The 24,399-nt window shown below is 35.0% G+C and carries 25 protein-coding genes; 15 read left to right on the top strand and 10 right to left on the bottom strand.

Annotation, left to right across the window (positions count from 1 at the left end; translation table 11 throughout):
• Window positions 1–320 precede the first annotated feature (320 nt).
• Window positions 321–875, bottom strand: coding sequence for an REP-associated tyrosine transposase (locus tag H033_RS0115180; RefSeq protein WP_026839069.1), 555 nt, complete (start codon window positions 873–875; stop codon window positions 321–323).
• A gap of 331 nt (window positions 876–1,206) precedes the next feature.
• The gene (locus H033_RS0115170; RefSeq protein ID WP_026839067.1) at window positions 1,207–2,166 is read right to left on the bottom strand and encodes a lipid A deacylase LpxR family protein; all 960 of its coding nucleotides are present in this window, start codon (window positions 2,164–2,166) and stop codon (window positions 1,207–1,209) included.
• A gap of 301 nt (window positions 2,167–2,467) precedes the next feature.
• Between H033_RS0115170 and H033_RS0115165 the strand changes: the two genes are divergently transcribed.
• The 4 genes from H033_RS0115165 to H033_RS22315 all read left to right on the top strand — a co-directional run bounded on the left by H033_RS0115165 (window position 2,468) and on the right by H033_RS22315 (window position 9,468).
• On the top strand, window positions 2,468–5,692 hold the full coding sequence (locus tag H033_RS0115165) for a T9SS type B sorting domain-containing protein (protein WP_026839066.1): 3,225 nt from the start codon (window positions 2,468–2,470) through the stop codon (window positions 5,690–5,692).
• A gap of 1,049 nt (window positions 5,693–6,741) precedes the next feature.
• A complete protein-coding gene (locus H033_RS0115160; protein WP_316928654.1) occupies window positions 6,742–7,641 on the top strand; it encodes a 3-hydroxyacyl-CoA dehydrogenase in 900 nt (299 codons plus the stop codon).
• A gap of 194 nt (window positions 7,642–7,835) precedes the next feature.
• Complete coding sequence (locus tag H033_RS22320; RefSeq protein WP_262489317.1) at window positions 7,836–8,438, top strand: AMP-binding protein; 603 nt, start codon at window positions 7,836–7,838, stop codon at window positions 8,436–8,438.
• A complete protein-coding gene (locus H033_RS22315) occupies window positions 8,359–9,468 on the top strand; it encodes an AMP-binding protein (RefSeq protein WP_316928653.1) in 1,110 nt (369 codons plus the stop codon). Before H033_RS22320 ends, H033_RS22315 begins: the two co-directional genes overlap by 80 nt.
• Window positions 9,469–10,029: 561 nt before the next feature.
• Here H033_RS22315 and H033_RS20410 read toward each other — a convergent pair.
• Window positions 10,030–11,409 (bottom strand): vanadium-dependent haloperoxidase, encoded by a 1,380-nt coding sequence (locus H033_RS20410; RefSeq protein WP_051227992.1) that lies wholly within the window; start codon window positions 11,407–11,409, stop codon window positions 10,030–10,032.
• Complete coding sequence (locus H033_RS0115145) at window positions 11,399–14,659, bottom strand: VCBS repeat-containing protein (protein ID WP_026839064.1); 3,261 nt, start codon at window positions 14,657–14,659, stop codon at window positions 11,399–11,401. The genes H033_RS20410 and H033_RS0115145 overlap by 11 nt, the downstream gene beginning before the upstream one ends.
• 655 nt (window positions 14,660–15,314) lie before the next feature.
• On the opposite strand from H033_RS0115145, the gene H033_RS0115140 reads away from it, so the two are divergent.
• The 5 genes from H033_RS0115140 (at window position 15,315) to H033_RS0115120 (ending at window position 18,266) form a co-directional block, all read left to right on the top strand.
• Window positions 15,315–15,716, top strand: coding sequence for a hypothetical protein (locus tag H033_RS0115140; protein WP_026839063.1), 402 nt, complete (start codon window positions 15,315–15,317; stop codon window positions 15,714–15,716).
• 42 nt (window positions 15,717–15,758) lie between these two features.
• Window positions 15,759–15,914 carry a hypothetical protein gene (locus tag H033_RS21675; protein ID WP_155827856.1) on the top strand — a complete coding sequence of 52 codons (156 nt, stop codon included), beginning with the start codon at window positions 15,759–15,761 and terminating at the stop codon, window positions 15,912–15,914.
• A 114-nt stretch (window positions 15,915–16,028) separates the two neighbouring features.
• A complete protein-coding gene (locus tag H033_RS20405) occupies window positions 16,029–16,472 on the top strand; it encodes a hypothetical protein (RefSeq protein WP_051227990.1) in 444 nt (147 codons plus the stop codon).
• 647 nt (window positions 16,473–17,119) lie between these two features.
• Window positions 17,120–17,527 (top strand): hypothetical protein, encoded by a 408-nt coding sequence (locus H033_RS0115125; RefSeq protein WP_026839062.1) that lies wholly within the window; start codon window positions 17,120–17,122, stop codon window positions 17,525–17,527.
• Between the two features lie 277 nt (window positions 17,528–17,804).
• The gene (locus H033_RS0115120; protein ID WP_026839061.1) at window positions 17,805–18,266 is read left to right on the top strand and encodes a hypothetical protein; all 462 of its coding nucleotides are present in this window, start codon (window positions 17,805–17,807) and stop codon (window positions 18,264–18,266) included.
• 181 nt (window positions 18,267–18,447) lie between these two features.
• Here H033_RS0115120 and H033_RS0115115 read toward each other — a convergent pair whose 3' ends face one another.
• The gene (locus H033_RS0115115; protein ID WP_034886422.1) at window positions 18,448–18,759 is read right to left on the bottom strand and encodes a hypothetical protein; all 312 of its coding nucleotides are present in this window, start codon (window positions 18,757–18,759) and stop codon (window positions 18,448–18,450) included.
• A gap of 426 nt (window positions 18,760–19,185) precedes the next feature.
• On the opposite strand from H033_RS0115115, the gene H033_RS22530 reads away from it, so the two are divergent.
• From H033_RS22530 to H033_RS21670, 6 genes are all read left to right on the top strand, one after another.
• Entirely contained in the window at window positions 19,186–19,419 is a 234-nt protein-coding gene (locus tag H033_RS22530; protein ID WP_410503534.1) for a DUF5996 family protein, read from the top strand.
• Window positions 19,420–19,484: 65 nt separating this feature from the next.
• Window positions 19,485–19,619, top strand: coding sequence for a DUF5996 family protein (locus tag H033_RS22525; RefSeq protein ID WP_410503530.1), 135 nt, complete (start codon window positions 19,485–19,487; stop codon window positions 19,617–19,619).
• Window positions 19,620–19,658: 39 nt separating this feature from the next.
• Window positions 19,659–20,030, top strand: coding sequence for a GNAT family N-acetyltransferase (locus H033_RS22410; RefSeq protein WP_316928652.1), 372 nt, complete (start codon window positions 19,659–19,661; stop codon window positions 20,028–20,030).
• Window positions 20,031–20,066: 36 nt separating this feature from the next.
• Window positions 20,067–20,237, top strand: coding sequence for a hypothetical protein (locus H033_RS22405; RefSeq protein WP_316928651.1), 171 nt, complete (start codon window positions 20,067–20,069; stop codon window positions 20,235–20,237).
• Window positions 20,238–20,347: 110 nt separating this feature from the next.
• Window positions 20,348–20,797 (top strand): GNAT family N-acetyltransferase, encoded by a 450-nt coding sequence (locus tag H033_RS0115100; protein ID WP_026839059.1) that lies wholly within the window; start codon window positions 20,348–20,350, stop codon window positions 20,795–20,797.
• Between the two features lie 228 nt (window positions 20,798–21,025).
• A complete protein-coding gene (locus tag H033_RS21670; protein WP_155827854.1) occupies window positions 21,026–21,202 on the top strand; it encodes a hypothetical protein in 177 nt (58 codons plus the stop codon).
• Between the two features lie 100 nt (window positions 21,203–21,302).
• Here H033_RS21670 and H033_RS20395 read toward each other — a convergent pair whose 3' ends face one another.
• From H033_RS20395 to H033_RS0115070, 5 genes are all read right to left on the bottom strand, one after another.
• Window positions 21,303–22,697: an IS4 family transposase gene (locus H033_RS20395; RefSeq protein ID WP_051227987.1), complete on the bottom strand. Its 1,395-nt coding sequence runs from the start codon at window positions 22,695–22,697 to the stop codon at window positions 21,303–21,305.
• A 142-nt stretch (window positions 22,698–22,839) separates the two neighbouring features.
• Entirely contained in the window at window positions 22,840–23,217 is a 378-nt protein-coding gene (locus H033_RS0115085; RefSeq protein WP_026839058.1) for a diacylglycerol kinase family protein, read from the bottom strand.
• Window positions 23,217–23,717: a thiol peroxidase gene (tpx, locus tag H033_RS0115080; protein ID WP_026839057.1), complete on the bottom strand. Its 501-nt coding sequence runs from the start codon at window positions 23,715–23,717 to the stop codon at window positions 23,217–23,219. The genes H033_RS0115085 and tpx overlap by 1 nt, the downstream gene beginning before the upstream one ends.
• 129 nt (window positions 23,718–23,846) lie before the next feature.
• Complete coding sequence (locus tag H033_RS0115075; protein WP_026839056.1) at window positions 23,847–24,095, bottom strand: DUF6952 family protein; 249 nt, start codon at window positions 24,093–24,095, stop codon at window positions 23,847–23,849.
• Window positions 24,076–24,390, bottom strand: coding sequence for a thioredoxin family protein (locus tag H033_RS0115070; protein WP_026839055.1), 315 nt, complete (start codon window positions 24,388–24,390; stop codon window positions 24,076–24,078). The genes H033_RS0115075 and H033_RS0115070 overlap by 20 nt, the downstream gene beginning before the upstream one ends.
• Window positions 24,391–24,399: the final 9 nt, after the last annotated feature.

Genomic DNA, 24,399 nt, shown 5'->3' with positions numbered 1-24,399 from the left:
TTATTAGGATTTATAGCTTTAATCGCGTTATTGAATGGTAATTTTATTTAAAACTACTTGAGACTTTCAAAATGAAGAATTAGATCTGAAACCAGAAACCAGAAACCAGAAACCAGAAACCGGAACCCGATACCTAAAATGTAAATCCCGACCGCGCGGATTTGTAATCCGTGCTTACAACTTTGTAAACCGACAGCGCAGACCTACAACCACTATCAAAATAAACCCGACAACGCGGATTTGTAACCCGATAGCGCGGATTTGCAATCCGTGCCTGCATCCTGATAGCGCAGACCTACAATCCCTGCCAACAACCACTATCAAAACAAATCTAACAAAACAACTGCTAGATCATTTTCTAAATCAGCATAATTTCTCGCGGAACTGAAATAATAATCTTCTGGCAAAGCTACAATTTTCTCTTTTACAGGATTATTGTGAATATAATGTACTTTTTGTTTTATAAACCATTTGGTTTCCACAATTTCTGCGTGATATCCATCTTGCCAAACTTTGTATTGTTGTTCTCTTTTTAGATGTTCACAGGATTTTTTAAAATAATCTAACAACCACTCACGTCGACTTTCAGGTTCTTCATTTATTGTTTGAATAATTTTCTTGGATGTGAATTTTTTAAAATCTCTAATGATGTCTGACAAAACAAAGCCGTTTGTACCCTTGCAAAGCAAATGAATGTGACTAGACATGATACAATAAGCATATATTTCTAAACCTTTGTTTTGTTGGCAATGCTGCAATGCTTTGATGATGAGCAGTTTTTGATTTAGTCTGGTAAAAATATCAATCCAACCTACTGTAGTGACGGTTATAAAAAAAGCTTCTTCAGTTGTTGTAGCTTTATATTTTGTTGACATAGTAATGCTTTTATTTGAAGTTATAAAAAACTAACATATCACTACAATAGTTTTTGTATTTGCGTCACTTTATGGGCACGGAATGCAATTCTGCATCAATGCGTGCACGGAATGCAATTCCGCGCCATCTGGTATCTGGTGTAGCTTTTATTCAAAATTTCTCAATTGGCCGAGCTATATTAAACATTGTTTTACCCATTTTAGTAATTGTAGGAGCTGTATTAGGATTTATAGCTTTAATCGCATTATTGAATGGTAATTTTATTTAAAACTAATTGAGACTTTTAAAATGAAGAATTAGATGTGAAACCAGAAACCGGAAACCCGAAACCTAAAATGTAAAGCCAATTCTGATTCCTCCCCATTTTGTTGGTGTTCCAGTCTCGAATTCTCGGGTAAGTACCGTTCTGGAATATTCAAAAAATAAAGTCTTTATTTTTAATACCAGACCATAGTTGAATTGCCCGGTAAAACGTTCTATCTCTTCTGAAGGAATTGTATACGGACTCGTTTTATTGAAAACCCCACCTTGCAGAGTAGCATCATAGCCTATTAAATTTCCTAAAACCTGAGAATAGGCGTAGAACTGAAACTTTTTCTTCTTGTTTTTTGCTAAAAAAGGGGAGTTTATAAGCCCCACCGTAGTATTGAGTCCAACCGATGCGTTGGTGAGTAATGTACCTACTCGTGCTGTAGAATTTGTTTGCAGTGAGAAGTAATTTCCAGCTCGAAATAGCTGTTTTTCATAGCTGACCTCATAGTTGAGTACCACATCGTTCTTGATCTGGTTTCGCCAACCTTGAGGAATAATATTTCCGGTGATCTTATGGATGCCCACCTGCATTTCCTCTCCAAAAGCACCTGGACCTATAAGTCCGAGGTTTAGTGAAGAAAGCAATCTGGACTTAGCAATCGTATCTGTAGCGATCACAAAACTTTTTAGCATAATAGCTGCCGCAAAGGGACGATCTCCAAACTGGATTTCCGGACTACCAATAGTAGGTGGTGTAAAGCCGATATGCTCTACAGCCAAACCAAAGCGGATCTCAGAATTCGTTGGTTTTATAAGGAGGTAATTAGCAGGGTTCTTTTTTAAAAATGGAGCAACTAATTCTAAGCTATAACCTTGGGTATAGTTCTCATCGGTGCCAGAGAAATAATCGTTATCGTAGTGGTATCTAAAATAGGAATCGCTTTTAATATCCCGAAAGGATGCTAGATTATCTATTTTTTGAGCCAATAGGCTTGGTATGAAAAGAAAAAACAGGAGTGAGTAAAGAATTGACTTCATGCTATAACTTACGAAAAGAGGAGGGAAGTGGTTTTAGATTGCTATATATTAATAGCCTTAACCGTGTTAATAACTGTTAATAATTACAGAACTAAACCATTGGTCTTAATGAATTTTAAAATGTAAGTTTGAAATTAAGAATTTCCAGATGCCATACCTATTTAGATTTCTCCTTTTTTATTGAAAGAATATTTTATCCTGAGATTTTTTAGGCTTGAAGTACTTATGAATATGTATATCACACCTAGTTAGTAAGCGTAATAACAATAATAACATCAAAACCTTTGAAATACTAACTTTTATGAAAAGTATTTTGTTGACATTTTTTTTCTTTTGTTTTACTGTTTCTAATTTTGCCCAGAATGAAGCCAATATTTGGTATTTTGGGTATAACGGAGGTTTGGATTTTAATAGTGGTACTCCAATTGTTTTATTAGACGGACAATTATCGACTAATGAAGGTTGTGCTTCCATTTCAGATAGTGATGGGAATCTGTTGTTTTATACAGATGGAATTACTGTTTATAATAAGAATCATTCCATTATGCAAAATGGTACTGGCTTAAAGGGAGACTCTTCCAGTACTCATTCTGCTATTATAGTACCAAAACCAGGGACAACAAACATTTATTATGTTTTTACCCTTGATTCGCTTCACCTTTATGGAGGTGGTGTCAACGGTTTGCAATTCTCAGAAGTTAATATGTCTTTAAATGGAGATATTGGCGCAGTAATATCTAAGAATAATTTATTACACACACCTGTCAACGAAAAAGTAACTGCTATAAAAAAGCCCAATTCAGATGAGTACTGGGTTGTTGCTCACAAATATGATAGTAATGAATTTATTACATATAATGTTTCAGCTTCTGGAATTAGTAGTACTGCAATAGTTAGTTCCGTTGGATTTATTCGTAGTTTAAGAACTACTGGGCAAATAAAAATATCCCCAGATGGTACAAAGTTAGCGGTCGCTTGGACTGGGATTGGTGTTGAAGTTTTTAATTTTAATATTAATACAGGAAAAGTTGTAAGTCTTATTACTGATCTAAATCCGCCAGGAAACCCATATGGAATTGAATTTTCTCCTAATAGTGATTTGTTATATGTTTCATATTACCCAGGGGTTAGTCAGTATAATTTATTGGCAGGTGCGCCAATTGATATTTACAATTCAGGTGTAGTATTACAATCTTCAACACGAGAGCCATATTCTTCTTTACAACTTGGTCCAGACGCTAAGATTTATGTTGCCAAATCTGGTAGATCGTATATAGATATTATAGAAAACCCTAATGTTTTAGGAATTGGCTGTAATTATAAATATAATGAAATGTATCTCGAAGGAAGAAGAAGTGGGTTAGGTCTACCAACTTTTGTGTCTTCACTTTTTTATATTGAAGGAATAACCTTTGAGAATACTTGTTTTGGAGATACTACAAAATTTTTGCTTTCAGATGTTGTAGATTCAGCAGTTTGGGATTTTGATGACCTTTCTTCTGGAGTAAATAATACATCTACAGATATAGAACCAACACATGTGTTTTCTAACCCAGGAACTTATGAAGTTAGTGTTACTGCAACAGTTGGTACAGATACTGCTATCGAAACTACAACTGTCACAATTTATGATCTTCCACAAATATCATTAATAGTTGAACTTAAACAATGTGCTGATGATTTAGATGGGTTTAGTGCATTTAATCTAGATGAAGTTATTCCAGAAATAACAACTAATTCAGCAAATGAAACCATTTCTTTTTTTGAATCTCAAATAGATGCAGAAAACAATAATAATCCTATTACAAGTAGAAAAGTTTATACCAATCAAACTGTTAGCAAAGACATTGTTTGGGCAAGAGTAGAGAATAATAATGCTTGTTACAGAACAAGTCAGGTTAATTTGATTGTTACTACAACACAAATACCTAATACATTTACCAAAGACTTCTACGTATGTGATGATAATACTGATGGGATTTCACAATTTGATTTTAGTAGTATACATGCTGAAATAGAAGCTATGTTTCCTATAGGACAACAATTAATAATTAATTATTACAGAAATGAAGCCGATGCTTTAGCAGAAGAGAATCCAATTATGGATACTTCAAATCACAGAAATATCGGCTATCCAAATACGCAACAAGTATATATTAGAGTAGACGGGGGACTAGATAATGATTGTTTAGGTTTAGGAGCATATATAAATTTATATGTAGAGCCAATTCCAGTGGCAAATCCAGTTACTATTGATAGACAATGTGATGATGATCAAGATGGGGAATTCCCTTTTGATGTATCTCTTGTAGAATCAACTATTATTGGAGGGCAATCATTACCAAATGTTACGATAACCTACTTAGATGAGAATAATAATCTATTACAGAATCCTTTGCCAAACCCTTTTTTTACAACTAGTCAAGTTGTGACAGTCAGAGTAACTAATAATAATATAAGTGATGGAAGTTGCTTTGCTGAAACTTCTCTAGAATTTATTGTAGATAAACAACCTTTAGCTAATCATGTAGCAAATCAAATATCCTGTGATGATGGAGCCGATGATACCGATGGATTTCATGACTTTGATACTTCACAAATTGAGAGTGATGTTTTAAATGGACAAACAGGTATGGAAGTACATTATTATAGCGAATCAGATATAGAATTACCAAGTCCACTGCCAAATCCCTTTGCTTCTGGAACACAAACTATTACAGTAGAAGTTATAAACCCAATGAACAGGTCTTGTATTGCTAAAACAGATATAGTGTTTATTGTCGACCCGTTGCCAGACTTTTCAATAGATACTCCACAGGTAGTTTGTTCTTCTGATCCAACATTTACAGTAGTTTTAGATCCAATTGAAACAAACCTTTTAGAGGTTTATGATTACGAGTGGGCATATCAAGACGGCACAATTTTATCTAATGCTCCAACTTTAACCGTTTTTACCCCAGGAACTTATTCAATTACATTAACTAAAACAGATGGATCAGGTTGCTCTAGGACAAGAGATATTTTTGTGAATACATCAGAAATGGCTCAAATTAATCAAAATGATATATCTGTGGTTGACAATTCTAACAATAATACTATAGCAATTAATACTTCAAGTCTTGGGCAAGGAGATTATGAATTTTCTTTAGATAGTGAGTTTTCAAATTATCAAGATATTCCATTTTTTGAAAAGGTAAGTTCAGGTATTCATACCCTATATGTTAGAGATAAAAAAGGCTGTGGTACTAGCCTTATTGATATCTCAGTTATAGGTTATCCCAAAGTTTTTACTCCCAATAATGATGGATACAATGATAGCTGGCAAATAGATGGAGTAGTCAAATTACCAGAATCAAAAATATTAATTTATGATAGATATGGTAAATTATTAAAAGAACTAGCTTCACACAGTACGGGGTGGGATGGTACATTCAATGGAAATCTAATGCCTTCCAATGATTACTGGTTTATAGTTAATTTAAGTGATGGAAGAACCTTTAAAGGGCATTTTTCACTAATACGCTGATAAATAATTATCTAGTAATATTAAACGTGAAAAGCTACTTACCACTATCGGTTACAAGCAAATAACGTGTATTCGAGTAAAATGTGATATTTTAGAAACCCAATTCCTTCAAAAAAGCAAAGAAATAGGTGATTGTAGCTTCTACGTTAGTTTCCCTCAAAGGGAATGATTTTCTTTTTTGAATCAATAAATCATGCTTTGCTTATTGAGTAACTGTTGATAACGGTTCTCATTTAATTAAGGAAACCAGTAATTTTATTTGATAGAAATTAGAGATGTTTGAAAACCAGAAATTCCGTGCGCTCTGCCTGCTGTGGAGTTTTCTCTTTATTTATTTATATGAAAAACTGTATTTAGCCAGAGAATTTTTAAGCTTGAAGTATTTATGAATAATTATATAACACCTTGGCGGCAAGTTTAGATAACTTCAGCTTAAAGCCACAACTACTAACAGACAGATAGAAGCGAGAAAAGCATAAACCTTCTTCACAGGCAATCCTGCGCCGGATTTATTTTTTACCATCCCACATTTGAGAGTTGCATAGCTAATAATAGTGTATAGGACTAACAGTTAATGTCCCTAGCTTCATTCAAATAATCTGAAATTCATTGAATAAATTCTGGCTATTTAGAGCCATGAAATTGATGTATGCTTCTGGAAACACTTTCAAAACATAAATCATCACTATATGAAATATTCTAAGATTTGTCTTCATCTGGATTCATCCGTGCTTAAAAAAATTAGCAGATATGATTTACGTCATATCCTATGAATTTATACAGATGTATTTTTAATATTAATTCAATATTTAAAATCATGAAGTTTTATTTAAAGACTCCCTACGGAACTAAGCCTTCGAGTTAGGGATTCAGCGGTTTGATTCGAGTAAACTAACTGATTGATCTGTTTTAAAATATAAGAATAAATAGAAAAGCCGGAGTTGTAAAACAAGCGTGGGCTTTGGTAAGCCTATTCGAGCTTCAATTTCGAACAGTTAAAAAGAACTTTAATTACGATATAAAAAGATCTAATAATTTAAAATTTAAACATGATCAAAATAGAAAATATAACAATTGCAGGAGGGGGAACCTTAGGTTCACAAATCGCATGGCAGTCAGCTTTCATGGGATTTAATGTAGTAGTCTATGATGCTTTTGACAAAGGATTGGAAGCCAGTAGATCTTTTCACAAACAATATGCTGAATTGTTTAGAAAGAGTAGAGGAGCTACCAAAGAAGAAATTGAACAAACCTTAAGTAGATTAAGCTATTCAACTAATTTGACGGAAGCTTTAAAAGACGCAGATCTACTGAGTGAATCTATTCCTGAAGACATTGAAATTAAAAAAAGCTTTTACAAAGAACTGGCTAAAGTAGCGCCGGAAAAAACAATTTTCACTACCAATTCTTCAACCACCTTGCCTAGCAATTATGCTTCTTATACAGGCCGTCCTGAAAAGTTTTTAGCACTGCACTTTGCTAATGGAATATGGGACACTAATATTGGAGAAGTGATGGGGCATGCCGGAACTGATCCTAAAATATTTGACAGAGTTGTAAAGTTTGCTTCTGAAATTGGGATGATACCCATTCCAATACACAAAGAGCAAAATGGCTACATATTAAATTCCTTACTGGTTCCATTACTCAGTGCAGCACAAGATTTATTTTTTACCGGAGTTTCCGATTTTGAAAGCATAGACAAAACCTGGATGATTTCTATGGGAACAAGAATGGGCCCCTTTGGTATTCTGGACATGGTAGGTCTGCAAACGGCATACAATATAAGTATGCTTTGGGGTGAAAGACTGGAAGATAAAAGTAGGCTTGAGCGTGCTGCCATCATCAAATCAGATTTTATTGATAAAGGGAAAATGGGTGTAAGCAGTGGGGAAGGATTTTACAAATACCCAAATCCAAGCTATGCCGATCCTGATTTTTTAAAATAGTATAGACTACAAGCATACATAAGAATAATAAATCCTGAGCTTAATCAACGCAACCAATCTTATACAAACAGCTTGGCATTTATTTAAAAGAAAGCGTGCTATCAGAGTATTTTAATACCTAAATTAGGGATACTGATTGAATATTCTGCAAAAAGCAAGATAATGTAATTAAGAAATAATTTAATTTTTTTAGTATGGAAGGTTCAATAATGGATTACCCACTTACCACTAATAGTATTCTTGAGTATGGAAACAACGTCTATCATCATAAAAAAATAATAAGCTATTTACCAGATGGAACGCGGCATGAGTATCGTTTTGGGGATATGTATAAACGATGTAAAAAGTTAGCTAATGCGTTAACCCATAAATTAGGAATTACTAAAGGTGACATGGTTGGTACTTTTGCATGGAATCATGGTTCTCATGTAGAATTATACTATGGAATATCTGGGGTAGGAGCTGTTTGTCACACTATAAATATTCGATTATCAAGTAAGCAAATAGAATATATCATCAATAATTCTGAAGATAAAGTAATTTTTGTTGATGCTACATTAGTTCCGCTTTTAGAAAAAATAGCTCCGTTACTTGAAACTGTAGAGCATTACGTTTTAATAAACGCAGCTAAAGATTTTAAAACCACTTTACAAAATATATTGCATTATGAAGATTTATTAGCAGCCCAATCAGAAGATTTTGAGTTGCCTACTCTAAATGAAAATGATGCTAGTGGCTTGTGTGTGCTATACAAGCGGGACAACAGGCTTGCCAAAAGGTGTTTTGTATTCTCATAGGTCAATATTTTTACACGCTACAACAATTATGTCTCCAAATGCTGGAAATTTCAGCAACAGAGATACAGTTTTATTGATTGTACCTCAATTTCATGTCATGGCATGGGGTTTTCCGTATTTGTGTCTCTTGTCTGGATCAAACATGGTACTTCCCTCTTCTAATTTACAGCCTGAAGCTATAGTTAAAATTCTGAAAGAAGAAAAGGTGAATAAAGCCAATGGGGTTCCCACCATCTGGTTAGGGATGTATCATGCCATCAAAAAGAATCCACCAAAAGAAAAATTAGCGCTAGAAGAATATCTTGTTGGTGGATCTGCACTACCAAAGAGTCTTATTGAAGGTTTTGAAAAAGATTTCGGAATAAAAGGGGTCCAAGCCTGGGGAATGACTGAAACATCTCCTCTGGGAACGGTTAGCCGGCTTCAGCCAAAACATGAGCCTTTTTCAGAAAATGAAAAACTTAACATTCGTGCGAAACAAGGTACTGCATTTCCAGGTGTAGAATTAAGAATTGTAACAGATGAAGGAACTTTGGCTCCAACAGATGGGAAAACCATGGGAAAACTTCAAATAAAAGGAGCATGGACGCTAAGCTCCTATTTTAAAACTAATACTACTGAAAGTTTTACAAAAGATGGGTGGTTTAAAACAGGTGATGTGAGCACAATTGATGAAGATGGATATATGGAAATTAAAGACAGAACCAAAGACCTTATAAAAAGTGGCGGGGAATGGATCTCCAGTGTTGCCCTGGAATCGGCATTAATGTCTCATCCTAAAATTAGAGAAGCAGCAGTAATTGCTATAGCAGACGAAAAATGGGTAGAAAGACCTTTGGCTTCAATAGTATTGGTGAATAATGAAGATAAAATTTTAGATGAAGAGTTAATTGAATTTTTATCGAGAGACTTTGTGAAATATCAGATTCCCAAAGACTATGTTTTTATTGATGAAGTGCCAAAAACAAGTGTTGGTAAATTTGACAAAAAAGAGATCAGAAGACTTTTTGCCGAAGGAAAACTTACTTAAAAAGAAGAACCACTGCTACGAATAAAATTCAAAGAAATAAGAAGTTTTACTAGAAAAGGCACCTGGAAGAACCCTTTTTTTATTCATGTAAAAGCCATGCTTCAAGATCTAAGAATGTTGTATAACGAGAGAACACCACTTTAACTTTTATAAAAGCGTTTAAGCTGTTAACTATTTTGGTTAACAAATGTTTATAACTCATATACTAAACAGTTAGATATATTGAGAAAATAGAATTGCTCCATTCAATAATTTAACGCAACAAATCAAAAAAGCACACACACACAAGATCGATCAGAAGTAAATTCCTGGTATCTATTTGAAAGTGATTATTTATAGACGGCAAAACGAAATATCCTAATCGATAAGAAAGTATTCCTATTACACATTATCTATGTCAGATAAGGAAGGACCTTGGCAAATTTACATACATTGAGTTTGGGCGGAACTTTTTTATAAAATTTAATCTCTTTTTGCCAGCAGGGAAAACCTAAATGATAATGTGAAAAGTACGATTTACTGCCTTAAAAAATCACAAGCTAAGGTTGGTTTGCTACCGGTTTATTGGTTAGAAGTTATAATGCCTTTTGCTTTAGTTGACTCAATTTTTAACTGAAGTTTGTTGTTTACATAATCCCCGATATTTTTTCCCTGGGTGGCCCCTTCTTCAACAGCAAACCTGTAGTGAATCCCACCATATAATCGGCTTAAAGCCGCTTCCTGGGCTGCATCATAAAAGGATGAGAAGGTTCTCTTCGGTAGATTAAAGGCAACTTCAGTGTCATCTATGAACCCGAAGTTCTCACCAAAAATGGAAGTGAGAACTTTTGCGGCTGCATTGGAAATAACAGAATGTCCACTGGAATATTCTGGGAATGGTGGCGTTTGCAGGATTGGTTGCCACGTTTGATCTATATGTTCTGAAATAAGGGTTTCAGGCCTTATAAGGTTGGACCGGTACTTTTCATCCCAACAACTTATAAACGCATCAAAGAGTGCTATAGAAGTTTTGGTGTATGCCAATACAGTTAGATCAAAATCGGCTCCCGAATTCCTAGCTGCTATTTTACAAATTCCTATCCAGTGCGCACCCGGGGTGATTTTTTTCTCGGCAAACATAAAATGCCCTTTTGTAATAGAAACATAGGGGTTGCAATCCCAAAACCTTGCAATTTCCATCTTTTCTGAGTCGTTGCCATTTGCCCTAATTGCTTCACTTATTTGATAGACCTCAGTTAACTCGCGGTAAAATTCACTTTCTTTCTCAAGTGAAAAGCTTGGTGGTGGAGCCGGCTTGAATTGTGAGGCTGAATCCATAACCATGGGTCTTATCTTTGCCCAGTGTGGTTCTATACCTTTCATATAAGCGGGAGGGGTGGGCTGCCAACGTGCCGCATCCTCGTTAAAAAAATCATAATCGGGCATGCTTCTCGTTTCCCGGTATAAATCATTCTCCATCCAGGCAATTACATTTGCCGAAACTTCATTAGCATATGTTTTTGCTTTTTCTAGGCTTTCAGGATTTTGGCGGGACCATTCAGTTGTTAAACTATCACGATAGGTACGTATAACATCTTCAGAAAAAACCAGTTTTTCAGCAACCTGCATATATGCCAGCAAAGCCGCAAGCTTAAGATTTGTATTGGCGTCTGGGACCGGGATTTCAGTATTATTATTGAAGCCATTAAGTTGCGGGATTAGAGACTTGTAGTTTCCGTTGTGGGCATTTAAAGCTTCATAGGCCGCAATGTTTGGATAAACATAAACTCTGCTCGCCTGCGGAGGGGAAAAAATATCGTTCACCATTATTGCTGTTACCTTATCTACCAAAAGGTGATAATCTCCCGCTGTTACCTCAATTTCTTCCTTTGGTTCGCAGCTATAAAGTAAAAGTGTTATTATACCTAAAACTATAGGTATGAAAAAAGCTTTAATTCTCAAATCTGTATGTTTTTATTAGTCCATCGTTACTTATAATTAGCAGAAGATTATGGTTTCTGAAGCTAATTTTTTCAATTGTCTTTATCTCTTCCTTAAAGGAATCTATTCCAAAATTACTTATCGGAACTATAGAATCCAAGCTGCTGAACATATATCCTTTCAGGGCAGTGTAGGTTCCCTGGTAATTATTGCTTCGATAAGAATTTCCGCCAACAATGATTTGGTCGTTATTATTCACATTGATCTTCTGAAATGAATTGATGGGTGCGAGTTGGAGCTGGTATGGAAATTCCACAAATTTGGAAAATTCTCCATTATTGTTTTCGAGGTATCCTGAAGCAAAACTATGTACTTCATTAAGTTGTGCTTCATTTAAGGTGTAGGGCGTGAAAATATCTTCCATGGTTTTAAGAGCATAATCTTTATGCCTCACAAAGCGCTTTTTGATAATAGTAAGTTGGCTAGCAAGTTCATCCCTGGAATGTACCGGATAATAGGAACCATTCTTATGGTAAGCTATCACAGTTTCTGTATTACCATTTTTGTCAAAATCCAGATAATACATTTTAAGGGGTGTCTGCGGGGTAGGTTTGAATTTGGAATTTAATCCCCAGTTACCAAGTAGGATGTCCTCATCGCCATCCTGGTCTATATCATAAGTAAATACGCTTTGCCATAATCCATTAAGGTTTCCGGGTAGTTCCTGTAACTTAAAGCCTGTCACTGTGTTAAAAAATAATTTGGGCCCATCCCATTCTGTAGCAATAATAAGGTCACTCCTGCCATTTCCATTAATATCCTTCCAAATCGCGTCGTTCACTTTGGAATTAAGATTAAATGATTCAAGTTTAGAGAAATCAGCCTTCCCATTATTTACTAATATGTAGGAATTTACGGATGATCCAAAATGTTGGGATTTTGTGAGGTTACCAACAAAAAGGTCTATATCCCCATCAAGATCAAAATCATTAGCCTTTACAACTGTCGTAACTAAATTATTATCTGGAATAGCAGTTGGGGCTCTTTTAAATGTTCCCTGATCAAAAAGATATAACCTGTCTGAAAAATTTGCAGTCCCTTTTTTACTTATACCGCTACCTACATAGAGATCCTGGTCTCCATCCCCATCTGCATCAAAGAAAACCGCTGTGTTATCCTCGTAAATACTATCATTTAAAAAAGCTTTTATGGGAGTTATCACCAACTCATTACCGTTATTCAAATAGAACTGTGCAGGTTTCCCTGCTGCATTTCCTATGTAGATATCATCAAATCCATTTCCTGTCACATCTCCAACTGCTACTGCTGGACCCATGGTGGAAACTTTATAAGGAATAAGCTTCTCGTTTAGGAAGTCATTGTATAGGTCTTCCTGATGCTGGAATTCTATTTGATCTGTTTTTTGAAAGACTACCTTGCCTGGTTTTGCTGCCCGAAAACCATAATCTTCTAGATCCTGAAGATAATTTAATTCCTGCAGACGGTTGGATTCCAGATTAGTAAGCACCTGTTTTTTAAGATTTGGCCAGATCACTACCACAGAATCTATAGCAGTATTTTTACCCAACCCAAAATGTAATTGATCTGTCATTCCAGATAAAAATCCCCGGGATTTGTATAAACTCTTAGACTGTAGTTTTTTACCAGCGTATAAATTTATAGTTGTCCCAATTCCGTTGAGATTAGGTTTGAGGTAATTAAGTTTAAATGTAATATAGTTGGAAGGAGATTGATTGATGTTCTTATAAATGGAGGCGGGGCCATTTAGATTGTTAAGCACAAGATCTAAATTTCCGTCCAAATTCAGGTCTGCATAGGCAGCACCATTTGAGAGGCTAGGTTCATCACTTAACCATTCACCAGATCGTTTATTAAAAGTGACTGAATTTCCTTCAAAGATCTTATTTGAAACCTTGCCGCTCGGCATACTGTCAATAGATTTGAAAAGCCAGGCCAAGCCATCATCCTGGTTTCTCCCCTTGAATGCACTGGCCACATACTTCTTGAAATCCAGGCTGTTAGGGCGACGCAGAATCCCATTAGAAATGAACAGGTCCTGGTGAGTATCATTATTAAAATCGGCAAATAAGGCGGCCCAACTCCAGTCTGTAGCTGCTACGCCGTCCATTAATGCTTTTTCAGTGAACAACTTACCATTGTTATGATTTATTTGGAGCATATTACGTGCAAATTGGTCTTTATAACCTAATTTCCTCAGGCGTTGCTGAATGAAATAAAGGGCATCATCACCTTCAGTCTCCTTAAGGATACGCTCCTCCTCCGGAAGCATATCTAAAGTTATCAAATCCGGCAGCCCATCAGCATTTATATCTGCTGCATCGCTACCCATAGAGAAATTGCTTATTATGGAAAATGCTTCATCTACCTGCTCCGTGAACGTGCCATCCTGGTTATTTATATAATAATAATCGTTCTCATGAAAATCATTACAAACATAAATATCTGTCCACCCGTCATTATTGAAATCGGCTAAACTGGCGCTAAGTCCATAATTATTTGCTCCCCCGTAGATATTGGCTATCTCGCTTACGTCCTCAAATTTTCCGTTATTGTTCTCAAGCAGTAAATCACCTACCAGTGCCTTTCTATCGTTTCGGGTTTCGGCAGGACCATATGAATAGGTTGTGTGTACACTATGATTTACAATATATACATCCAAGTCACCATCCTTGTCATAATCAAAAAAATAAGCCTGGGTGGCATAAGATTCTATATCCAAACCATATTTTGCAGAAGCCTCTATAAAGGTTCCATCCTGGTTATTAATATATAACTCATTATGACCGGTAAAGTCCAAAAGGCTTGATACTGCACTCACATAAATATCCATCCACCCATCCTGATTAAGATCGACCATAGTTACCCCGGTTTGCCAGCTGGCCTTACCCGCAACGTCTGCCTGCTTCGTGATATCCTCAAATTTGAAATCTCCCAAATTCAGGTAGAGTTTATTAGGTGTAGAATTTCCCACGAAGTAAAGGTCAGGCAGCCCATCGTTATTTACATCTCCAACTGCTACTCCTGCACCGTTGTAATAGTAGATATAATTTATAATGGAATGTTCAGCATCTTCAGTAATGTTATTGCTGAAATTAACCCCTGATAATTCCGGAGGGATGGATTGTAAAAGATAGTTACTTTCCACTGTAATCTCTTCCTGAGGAGCTTTATCATCGGAACAGGAGATGTTAAGAGAGCAGATAACTACTAAAATCAATATAAGTCTCATGTTTATTTTTGTTTATAACCTAGAGGAACTTATTTGGCCTCAATATTTTACTGATATGGACGCTTGGTTTTCAGTAAACTAAGCAGGTTCTTCCTGCGCCAAAACTACTAATATTTTGACTGGAATTGCAAAATCCTAAGTGTAATTTTTAAGAAAATGTTAACGTTATTCTTGCGGAGCAATTAGTAGATATTACTTAATCCCGTTTGGCCGCCTGTATTAGATACAAGGAAGACTAAAATTATTTTTTAATAGCGGCAGATTAAGAGGTATCGTTCCTTTAATCTGTCGCTATTTTATATATAATTATAAATTAATCACTTCTCAACATTGTATTGTTCGTGCTATAATCTGGAAAAAGGATGTCTCCAGTGTACTGATAGACATTTTGAGTGAGATTGGAGCGCGCTTAACTAAAACACCATCAAAATGGGGCTCAATCATATTCAAGGATGATAAAGAGATCATTAGAAGAAGCTAGCCCGATTTTGATTCTCAGGAAAACTAGAATTATGCGGTTCTTTGTCGGTTGAATATACAAGAAGTTAATTTTATCAATTAAAATGATACTGGTACCATTCGTTTTATCGCTAGCTAGTAGTTTAGGTTTCTTTTAGAATTTTAAAGGAGTTAATTTGTAATTAATATAAAGACTATGACTGAAAAAACATTACGTAATGGATTTATAGCTGCGGGGCTCATGAATATTATCCCAGTTTTAGTACTATCAAGGTTTTTTACCAATGATGTTATTCCCGAGACAGACCCTGCAGTAATGTCTAATTTCGGGTTATTAATGATTATGGTTTGGGGTCTTGCTTACATTGCTTTAGCTGTTAACTATAGAAAAGCTAAATGGGTAGTAGGCGTCTTTGTAGTTGAAAAGTTGATCTACGTGATAGCTTGGCTTATGTGGATTGTAAATAATGATGTGAGCAAGGTTTATGAAAAAGACCTATTTGCCGGATTGTTCTATTCGGTTTATGGATTAAATGATTTTTTCTTTTTTGTCTTTTTTCTATATGTATTTTATAAAATACAATTTAAGACCACATAGAGCTGGAAGCATATTTTTTTTAATTTTAATCTCAAGCACAAAATGAATAAACTAATAATAATTGGTGTTATAATACTCCTCGCAGGAATTGCGGCACATTATCTTATAGATAAAAACACCCATGGATTCTGGATAGGCGCCCTTATGGGCTCTGGTGGAGTTCTTATAATTACCGGATTATCTAAAAAGTTTAGCTAAAGCTATTGGCATAGATTTCTATCATTTTTCCTTATTTTTGCCGGCTTTACAGTTTGCCGGTCTCGCTTTAATAGGAGCAATATTCGGTTAGCTTCATTTTTTTCAATTAAGTACATGGATAAGCTAAAAGAAACTACCACACCAACAGATAAGATCTATAAGGAAAGAGCCATTTGGGTAGGTTCCTTTTTGGGCGGGCCATTAATTGCCGGGTATTTTATAGCAGAGAATTATAAAGCCTTAAACGATCCTGAAAATGCAAAAGCCACCTGGACGTATACCATCCCGATAACTATTTTGATATTTTCTTCAGCCCTGATCATTCCAAAGTTTGAAAATTTCCCATCCTTATTAATTCCGCTTACTTATAGCATGGGCGCATATCTATTTTCAAAATACTACCAAGGTCCCGGAATGGAGGCTCATCTCGAATCTGGGGGTGAAGAGTTTGGATGGGGACGGATAATATGGATTTCTATACTTGGATTAGTATTAACTTTTATAATGATGTTTCTATTTGTTTTTATTATAGATGGACTAGGGATATTACCTGCTTAATTATCTTAATTTTCCTCTAATATTTTGATTTAAAGCGCTCTAATGTTTTAATTTCTAAACCACTCGCAATTGAATCTCAGAAATATATATGGAGGATAAAGTGGTCATAAAAAGAAATCAGGCGGATTATAAGCTCCAAGGATATTAGTAGAGCTATCTTTTTTACCAATTAAATAGGCAGAATAAGTTCTAAGTCTATCAAAGAATCAACAAGTATTTTATTATAGGCTGTTGCATATCACCTCTAGACTTTGCACTTATTCTTAAGTTAGATCCTTATGTGAAATGACTCCAATAAAGAAAATAATAGATGAAACAAAAACGGATATTTTTGTAACATTATCAGTAAATACTTACCAATAGAGCAAGTGTTTTTCTCACAATAATTAAACATAATTATAAATTATTTTTTCTTCATTGTCTTCGCATTTGCAGCTTATACAAGTATATAAAATGCTAAATCAATAAGAGCTAGAAAATTATTTATAGGCATGTATGCCTCGATATTTAGTATTGGGTCTATTTATTTTTTTGGCAAAGCCATGGGAGAAGCATTATACTACTTTAACCATTAATAGATAAATTTCTTACTTAATAATATCCTTAGCATAAGAAAACCTAAAGAACTCATATTTTAAAACAAAAAAATGAACGAAAAACTATTGCCTAATTCTTTGAGAAAAATTGTGCTCCCCATTCTGCTATTTTTAATTATTGGGCTCGTTTTTTCTGATCCTATAGCAGACTATATTAATCTAGAGGTTATCAGACTAAATTGGATTTTAAAAGACTTCATACTGCTATCATTAATTGTTTTCGTTTTTTCTAAAGAGAAAATTGAAACTCCACGAATACAAAAAATAAGAGCTAAAAAATTAATTGAATCTTTGGGTTTTGGAGTAGTTGTAGTAATTTTTGACTCCTTATCGGCTATATTTTATTCAGGGGATTCGTTCGAGATGAAGAGTAGTTATGAGTTCTTGATCTTGATATTCTCATATTATTTATTAAGCTTTTATATCAGTAAGAACATTAAAGAAGTTGCAAAAGCATAGCCCATATTGAGGGTTTAATTCCCCTTCCCCATAGCTTTCGAAATGTCTTCTATTTGAAAAAGTATTTATGGTAAATCCTACGCGCCAAAAGGATAAACTGGCAAAATTTTTTTGCTGTAGTTTTAAGATCCACAATGATTTAGAAATAGATTTCAATTCTTTTCACAAAAAGTGTGAATTTAGCAGTAACAAAAATTAAAACTAACGTCTTATATAATTAAAGCAGTAATAAGTTCCCTACAATTTATTTGCAAGTACAGTGATAAAATTTTAGAGCATGGAACTAGAAGGCTTAAAGATCCGCAGTTTTTCTGAAAAGAAAGAGGCGTTAAATAAGGATTATTCATTGCTTGAACAACTTGTTCAAGAATTACAAAATAGAGAGCTACCTCCCGAAGTGGTCGTGGAATTAAACGAGGAAATATTTCGTCTAAACGCTGTTTCAGATCATGATCTTAAATTAAATTTCTATGTTAGGCTGGTTAAAAAGAAGGTCTTAGAAACACTTCATAACGATCTAGAGATCGTTCCTAAAAATTATTATCGCAATCTATGGTCAGCTCTTGGAATGTCTGTATTTGGAATTCCATTGGGTATCATACTCTCTGCAATCCTGGATAATACAGCGTCTATAGCAATAGGGCTTCCTATTGGCTTAGCAATAGGTCTTGCTGTTGGTACAGAAATGGATAAAAGATCACTTGAAAACAACAAGCAATTAGAATTTGAAATAAATTAATCTAGCTTTGTTATCCATTTAATAGTATAAATCATTTTTATAATTGGTCTAGTTTTATCTCCTATATTCATTTCCAACAAGAGTTTCCAATTGATAAAACAGAATTGGTTTTTTACTGCTTTGGTAATTTCCTGTAGATTTATGTCTTTTTGAGAAGTATCAAAAATAATTTTTTAAACTATTACTTCTTTTTTTGATTCGCAGCGTCATCTCGTTCTAAGTTATCTTTAGAATCACCACCTTGGCTAAAGAGTTTGTTTTCCTCGTCATTAATACCTTCGGGTCCGTTTCCTTTTTTTGCTTGATTACGTCCAGGAACATCTAGATCTTCACCAGCAAAATCTACTTTTCTTTTTCTGTCTTTCAATTCCTGGTCATCGCCTCCATCGCCGTGGATGTTGTCTTGGTTAAGAACGTCCTTATCGTGCTCGGTAATTTCTGGATTGTATTTTAAATTTTCTTTCTTTTCTGAGTTTTTGTCTTTTGCTTTCATATCGTTTTCCGCTGTGCGGTATTTTATGGGTTCATTAATTTTTTTCTATATTAAAATTATAGTAAAATTTAAACATAATTTATCTGCTTAACGAATATTAACAGCCACCTTAACCCTTTTTAATTATTCCAAACATTAAAAACTGTAACCTAAGAGATGCTATAAACAATTGCCCAGTTTCTCCCGATTATAATTATTCTAAGCAGTTGTGAAACCTTAAAAGAATAGAAATGCTAAGAGGTAGATAAAACATCACTCAATAGGTTTCTTATCCTCGATTATTGCAATTTTTCCTGATTTAATCCCTCATTGAGGGTTTAATTCCCAAGGCTTGCCTCGAATTTTTAAAAGTATTTTCCTCCCGAACCATCGGGACATACCTCGTGGGCTCGCCTCGAGGTTTTTAATTAGTTTCGTGCAGAATTTATTGGAAAATCAAGTCCAGTATATTTCTTTTGGCGCTGTTTTGATCTAGCTGTTTCCCGTTTTTCTGGGAAGGAGACCCTTAAACATCCTGGAGAAATACCTAATTTACCAGATTGGGTTGACCAGAAAGCATACTCTCATGAAGTAAGCACTAGCGGATTTTGGCCTGGAAATGAAATGTTGACATTTGGAGCTTTCTATAAATTATATCTATCCAGAACCAAAAGGTTTTAATAGCGCACATATAAGAATAAGACCTAAGAGCAGTTAATATTTTTAAAGATATAGGAGAATTTATTTTGTCTTGTAAGGACGTCCAACAATCTAATGATCCATCTAAAATGTTGCTGGCTTTTTTACATATTACCTATACTAAGGCTGCAGAACTTGCAAATTGGAATAGAAAGGTCTTAGAAAAACAAGTTGTGAATTAAACTTTAAATTTTAGATCTTTAGCTGATGAAAATATCTATATGAATCGAAACTTAACCTACCAAACTGAGCGCTTAGTACTCAGACAAACCACTTTGGATGATGCCGCTTTTATTTTCGAATTATTGAATACTCCAAAATGGAGCAAATTTATTGGAGATAGAAATATTAGGAATATACAAGATGCTGAAGCCTATATCCAGAATGATATATTACCCGTGATCAAGAAAAATGGCTATGGTAATTTTACAGCATCAAGAAAATCTGATAATATAAAGATTGGTTGTTGCGGATTGTATGATAGGGAAGGAGTGGAAGGTATAGATTTAGGATTCGCGTTTTTACCTGAATATGAAAAGCTAGGTTATGCGTTTGAAAGTGCTTTTAAGATTAAAGAGATCGCTTTATTCTAGTTTAAGTTGGACAGGCTTTGTGCTATAACAAATAGGATGAATCTGGGTTCACAAAAATTACTCGAAAAACTGGATTTTAAGTATTTAGAAGAAATTAGCCTGCCAAATAGCAAGGAGCCCTTATTGCTTTATAAATGGAAAGCGAATTGGTATGAAGAAGCTATTATTCAAATGTATGCTTGTATTACTAATGGCCAATTTGGCTAGTGCCCAGCAATATGCCTTGCATTTTGCATGATATCTCTGGAGAAATTTTAAAGATGAAAATTTACCGGAAGAGAATTAGATAAAAGTATTTTTGAGCTTAAGATCAAATTATGATAGAATTAAAAAGAACCAACTCAGAGAATGTAGACTTTAATTTTCTGAATAAAATGCTCGATAAAGAACTGGTGATAAGAGATGGAGATGAGCATGCGTTTTTTGCTCAATTCAATAAAACTGATACTATAAATCATGTAATTGTTGCTTATGATGGTGAGGAACCACTTGGTTGTGGAGCTTTTAAGAAGTATGATGAAGAGACCCTAGAAATAAAACGAATGTTTGTGTTGCCCGAAGGAAGAGGAAAGAAGATAGCGAGTAACATGTTAGCCGAGTTGGAGCAATGGTCAAAGGAGCTAGGTTACAAAAAATGTATCTTAGAAACAGGAGTGAGCTTTAAAGATGCTATTGGGCTATATCTTAAAAATGGATATGAGATCTCTAAAAATTACGGCCAGTACGCAGAAGTAGAAAGCAGTGTTTGTTTTTGTAAAACTCTTTAAATAATTAAATGTATTTTTTTTGTCAAATAAATAAACTAATTTTAAATTTCCATTCCCGAATGCCCTTCCTTCGAGATTATTTTTTAAAAGATGAATTTATGGAATTCGCTTTTGTTTAATATTTTGAGGTCTCCCTAAGAATAAATTGTACCCTAAGATTTATTAAGTGATCTAATAGTATTAATTAAAGGTTTAACCAACCCCTTTATTTATATTATTTAATTGATTATGAAAAAGTTTCACAAGAATAAACTTCAAATTTTTATTGGTTTGTGTATAGGCTGCATATTTGGATTATGCATAGGATTTATTTTAGGAGATGTAATTGGTGTACCAGTATTAGGAATTATTACAGGTGTAAGTTCTGGAGCTATTGGTGGTAGCTTAATGGCGATGTTCGTTTAATCCCTCATTGAGGGTTTAATTCCCCGAGGCCTGCCCGAAAAGAATTTCATTCAGGCGGGCTTACCTCGAATTTTTAAAAGTATTTTCCTCCCGAACCATCCTATCGTGTGGACATATCTTTATGAATGGTCCACCCTTCCATTGCGGCTTTAAAATATTTCAATCCTATCCATAGGGTTGTTATACCTGGATGTCTTTTGCTTTCATACCCTTTCCAACCACCAAGTCTAGCTATCGCCCAAACATATCTTTTTAGCTCTTTTTTCTTATAGTGGTTTTTTTGTTTCTCTGTTTTACCTTCCAGACTTTTTATTTGGTGCTCTAAAAACTCTTGCTCTTCTTCTGTAAAACAGCTATCGGCGCTCATCTCTCTTTCTGGTTCTGCATATGCTAGCCGCATTAGGAACAGTTTGATGACGACCTCCATTATCAATAAGCTTAGTTTTCTTACCGATGACCCATACTCCAGCTCTGAAGCCTCAACATTGTAACCCTCTTTTTTTAATATTTTGAACACCTCTTCTATCGTCCATCTCCACTTATACCATTCCACGCACATTTCTGCCATTTCTATTGTCTGTATAGGCAAGGTTGTCAATAACCTCCAACATATTCTATCGGGGCCAATATAGTTCGCCTCTTTGGCCTCTACCAGATATAGTTTTATGCTGGATGCCACTCCTTTGCTTGTTGCGCTGGTTCTTTTGAGCTCCACCTCTTTATATCTGATTTCAATTTTTGCCGTCCTTTTTTTTCTTTTGGTCTTTGCACAGGCATCCACCTGTACCTCATAAAACCCTTGACAGGGTTGATCTTCCAGGCAACTGAATAATTTTGACCTATCTGCCAATGTTCTATCCACACGGGCTCTTATCAACAGATCTGTTTGTGCATCTGGTATGATTGCAAACTGTTCGTAAATATCCCCTTCTCTATCTTGTATGATCACCATTCCCTCTACCACATCCCGTAGTGAGGCCTGTGTGTTTTTGGACACCTCTATCCATTTATAGGATTCTTTTTCTTCTATGGGCAGTTTACCGTACTGTCTTTCATGCTTTGATTTGAACTCTAAGGGCCTGTTCCAAACTTTAATATCAGAATAGCCGTAGGGGGTACCAGTCACGGCATCCAAGACCAAACTTGGATGAATAAAGAATCCCAATCCTTGGGAGCCCTTTGCATTGGTAGTGCCCACAAAGCTATCTTTGTTGATCCTTTTGCCATGACTGCTTAAGTTGATTTCTGTGGTATCTTGGATACAGACAACGAATCTACCGGCACATGCCGTCCGGCAATTATGAATCAAGTTTTCTATAATATCTTTTTCACTGACCCTGTCGTTCTGCAAAAAACGGTAAACCGCTTTTGCCTCTGATTCATTCCTGCTAATCTGACGGATTGAATGGACGCTCTTACTGAATAGATCCGATAAAATCTTATTGCCTCTATAAACTAAACGTTTATCCTCTAAGTCTGTGAATCCCCTTTTCATTTTATTAGCAAAACTATTATTAGTCAGCTAAAATATTAAAAAATTGTGTCCACACGATAGGAACCATCGGGACATCTCTTGGGCTTGCCCCGAGGTTCTTGATTTGAGGTTCAAAGAATTTTCATTTACTTCTCTCCACTTTCTAGCTGAAAAATGCTGGAAATAAATAAGGAAGATATATAAAACAAGCTATGATCACTGCTGAAATGGCAGCAAAAAGAACGGCACCCGCTGCAACATCCTTAATATATCCTATTTTGCTATGGAAATCTGGATGAACAAAATCCGCAATTCCTTCTATAGAACTATTTAGACCTTCAGTGCTTAGTACCAATCCAATAGCTAATACCTGAAAGATCCACTCGGTCTTTGTAATGTCAAAATAAAATCCGGCAATACAAACCGCAATAGAGATTACTGCTTGTACTTGTATACTCGGTTCTGTTTTTAGTAAGATCCATGCTCCTTTAATAGCATAACCTCCGCCACGTATTCTTTTTCCCAGATAACTATCCTTCACTATAACAACGATTTTAAGGCTGTAAGATAGTCAGGTTCTTCAGAGATATCAGGAACTTGTTGGCTATGTAGCACTTTTCCCTCTTCATCTAAAACAATTACAACTCGGGAAAGCAAACCTTCTAAAGGGCCATCTATCATTTCTACCCCATAGTCTTTTCCAAAATCACCTTGTCTAAAATCTGATAGGTTAGTCACTTTATCTAATCCTTCATCATCTACAAAACGTTTTAAGGCAAACGGAAGATCACGAGAAATACATAGCACTACGGTGTTATTTAAGCCTGTTGCTCGTTCATTGAAGTTTCTTACAGAGGTAGCACAGACATTGGTATCTATACTTGGAAAAATATTCATGATGACTCTTTTTCCTTTAAAATCGTTCAAATTTGCTTTGGACATATCTGAGCGGATCAATTCAAAGTAAGGAGCTTTTTCTCCAGTTGCAGGTAAACCACCATAAGTGGTAATTTTATTTTCTCTTAAAGTTATTTGTGACATGGAAACATGGTCTTTGGTTCGAAAGTTAAATTTAACGTATATGAAATGGGGTTTTACTAAAATTATCATAAAACAAAGAAGGCTGATTTAATTTTTAAATCAGCCTTCTTTAATCTAGAATCTTAACTATTAACGGTCTATAGAACCCATCACTTTCTTTACGAAATTGTTCGCGGCATCCATTTCAGAATCCCCTTTTTCAATCATTTGATGTACTTCTACAGCACCACATAAATTTGTAAGCAACTCGCCAATCACATCCATTTCCTCATCGGTCACAGATCTGTGTTCTGTAAAACTTTCTAATACGTCTATAGTATTTTGAAGTTTTTCAGCGTCATTGTTACGTTGCAAATGTTTAATTACTGGTAACTTCATTTACTAGGTCTTTAAGCAGTTCAAATTTATTGGTTTGAACTTGGTTCACTAATTTTCCATCTTTAAAAGCGGCAAAGGTTGGTAAATTATCCACATTCGCCATTTTTCTAGATTCAGGAAATTTCTCTGCATCTACCATTAAAAAGGTAGCAGTTTCATTCTCTCCAGCCAATTTTTTGAATTTTGGCTTCATAACTCTACAGTTACCACACCATCCTGCCATGTATTGCACCATTACAGTACCTTTTTTAGCAACGATATCGTGTAGATTATCTTGTTCTAATTCCTTTACCATGATCTTTTT

The sequence above is a fragment of the Gillisia sp. JM1 genome, assembly GCF_000424645.1.
In the GTDB taxonomy this organism is placed as follows: Bacteria; Bacteroidota; Bacteroidia; order Flavobacteriales; family Flavobacteriaceae; genus Gillisia.
The sequence above is the reverse complement of the archived record's forward strand: the minus strand, read 5'-3'. Positions and strand labels throughout refer to the sequence as shown.

Bases quoted from the DNA above. Each gene is read 5' to 3' on its own strand.
- H033_RS0115180 (WP_026839069.1), bottom strand. From the start codon at position 875: ATGTCAACAAAATATAAAGCTACAACAACTGAAGAAGCTTTTTTTATA.
- H033_RS0115075 (WP_026839056.1), bottom strand. From the start codon at position 24,095: ATGAAGTTACCAGTAATTAAACATTTGCAACGTAACAATGACGCTGAA.
- H033_RS21675 (WP_155827856.1), top strand. From the start codon at position 15,759: ATGAATAAACTAATAATAATTGGTGTTATAATACTCCTCGCAGGAATT.
- H033_RS0115070 (WP_026839055.1), bottom strand. From the start codon at position 24,390: ATGGTAAAGGAATTAGAACAAGATAATCTACACGATATCGTTGCTAAA.
- H033_RS22405 (WP_316928651.1), top strand. From the start codon at position 20,067: ATGAATCTGGGTTCACAAAAATTACTCGAAAAACTGGATTTTAAGTAT.
- H033_RS0115140 (WP_026839063.1), top strand. From the start codon at position 15,315: ATGACTGAAAAAACATTACGTAATGGATTTATAGCTGCGGGGCTCATG.
- H033_RS0115160 (WP_316928654.1), top strand. From the start codon at position 6,742: ATGATCAAAATAGAAAATATAACAATTGCAGGAGGGGGAACCTTAGGT.
- H033_RS22320 (WP_262489317.1), top strand. From the start codon at position 7,836: ATGGAAGGTTCAATAATGGATTACCCACTTACCACTAATAGTATTCTT.
- H033_RS20405 (WP_051227990.1), top strand. From the start codon at position 16,029: ATGGATAAGCTAAAAGAAACTACCACACCAACAGATAAGATCTATAAG.
- H033_RS22410 (WP_316928652.1), top strand. From the start codon at position 19,659: ATGAATCGAAACTTAACCTACCAAACTGAGCGCTTAGTACTCAGACAA.
- H033_RS22315 (WP_316928653.1), top strand. From the start codon at position 8,359: ATGAAAATGATGCTAGTGGCTTGTGTGTGCTATACAAGCGGGACAACA.
- H033_RS0115120 (WP_026839061.1), top strand. From the start codon at position 17,805: ATGGAACTAGAAGGCTTAAAGATCCGCAGTTTTTCTGAAAAGAAAGAG.
- H033_RS20395 (WP_051227987.1), bottom strand. From the start codon at position 22,697: ATGAAAAGGGGATTCACAGACTTAGAGGATAAACGTTTAGTTTATAGA.
- tpx (WP_026839057.1), bottom strand. From the start codon at position 23,717: ATGTCACAAATAACTTTAAGAGAAAATAAAATTACCACTTATGGTGGT.
- H033_RS21670 (WP_155827854.1), top strand. From the start codon at position 21,026: ATGAAAAAGTTTCACAAGAATAAACTTCAAATTTTTATTGGTTTGTGT.
- H033_RS0115165 (WP_026839066.1), top strand. From the start codon at position 2,468: ATGAAAAGTATTTTGTTGACATTTTTTTTCTTTTGTTTTACTGTTTCT.
- H033_RS0115170 (WP_026839067.1), bottom strand. From the start codon at position 2,166: ATGAAGTCAATTCTTTACTCACTCCTGTTTTTTCTTTTCATACCAAGC.
- H033_RS0115125 (WP_026839062.1), top strand. From the start codon at position 17,120: ATGAACGAAAAACTATTGCCTAATTCTTTGAGAAAAATTGTGCTCCCC.
- H033_RS0115115 (WP_034886422.1), bottom strand. From the start codon at position 18,759: ATGAAAGCAAAAGACAAAAACTCAGAAAAGAAAGAAAATTTAAAATAC.
- H033_RS0115145 (WP_026839064.1), bottom strand. From the start codon at position 14,659: ATGAGACTTATATTGATTTTAGTAGTTATCTGCTCTCTTAACATCTCC.
- H033_RS0115100 (WP_026839059.1), top strand. From the start codon at position 20,348: ATGATAGAATTAAAAAGAACCAACTCAGAGAATGTAGACTTTAATTTT.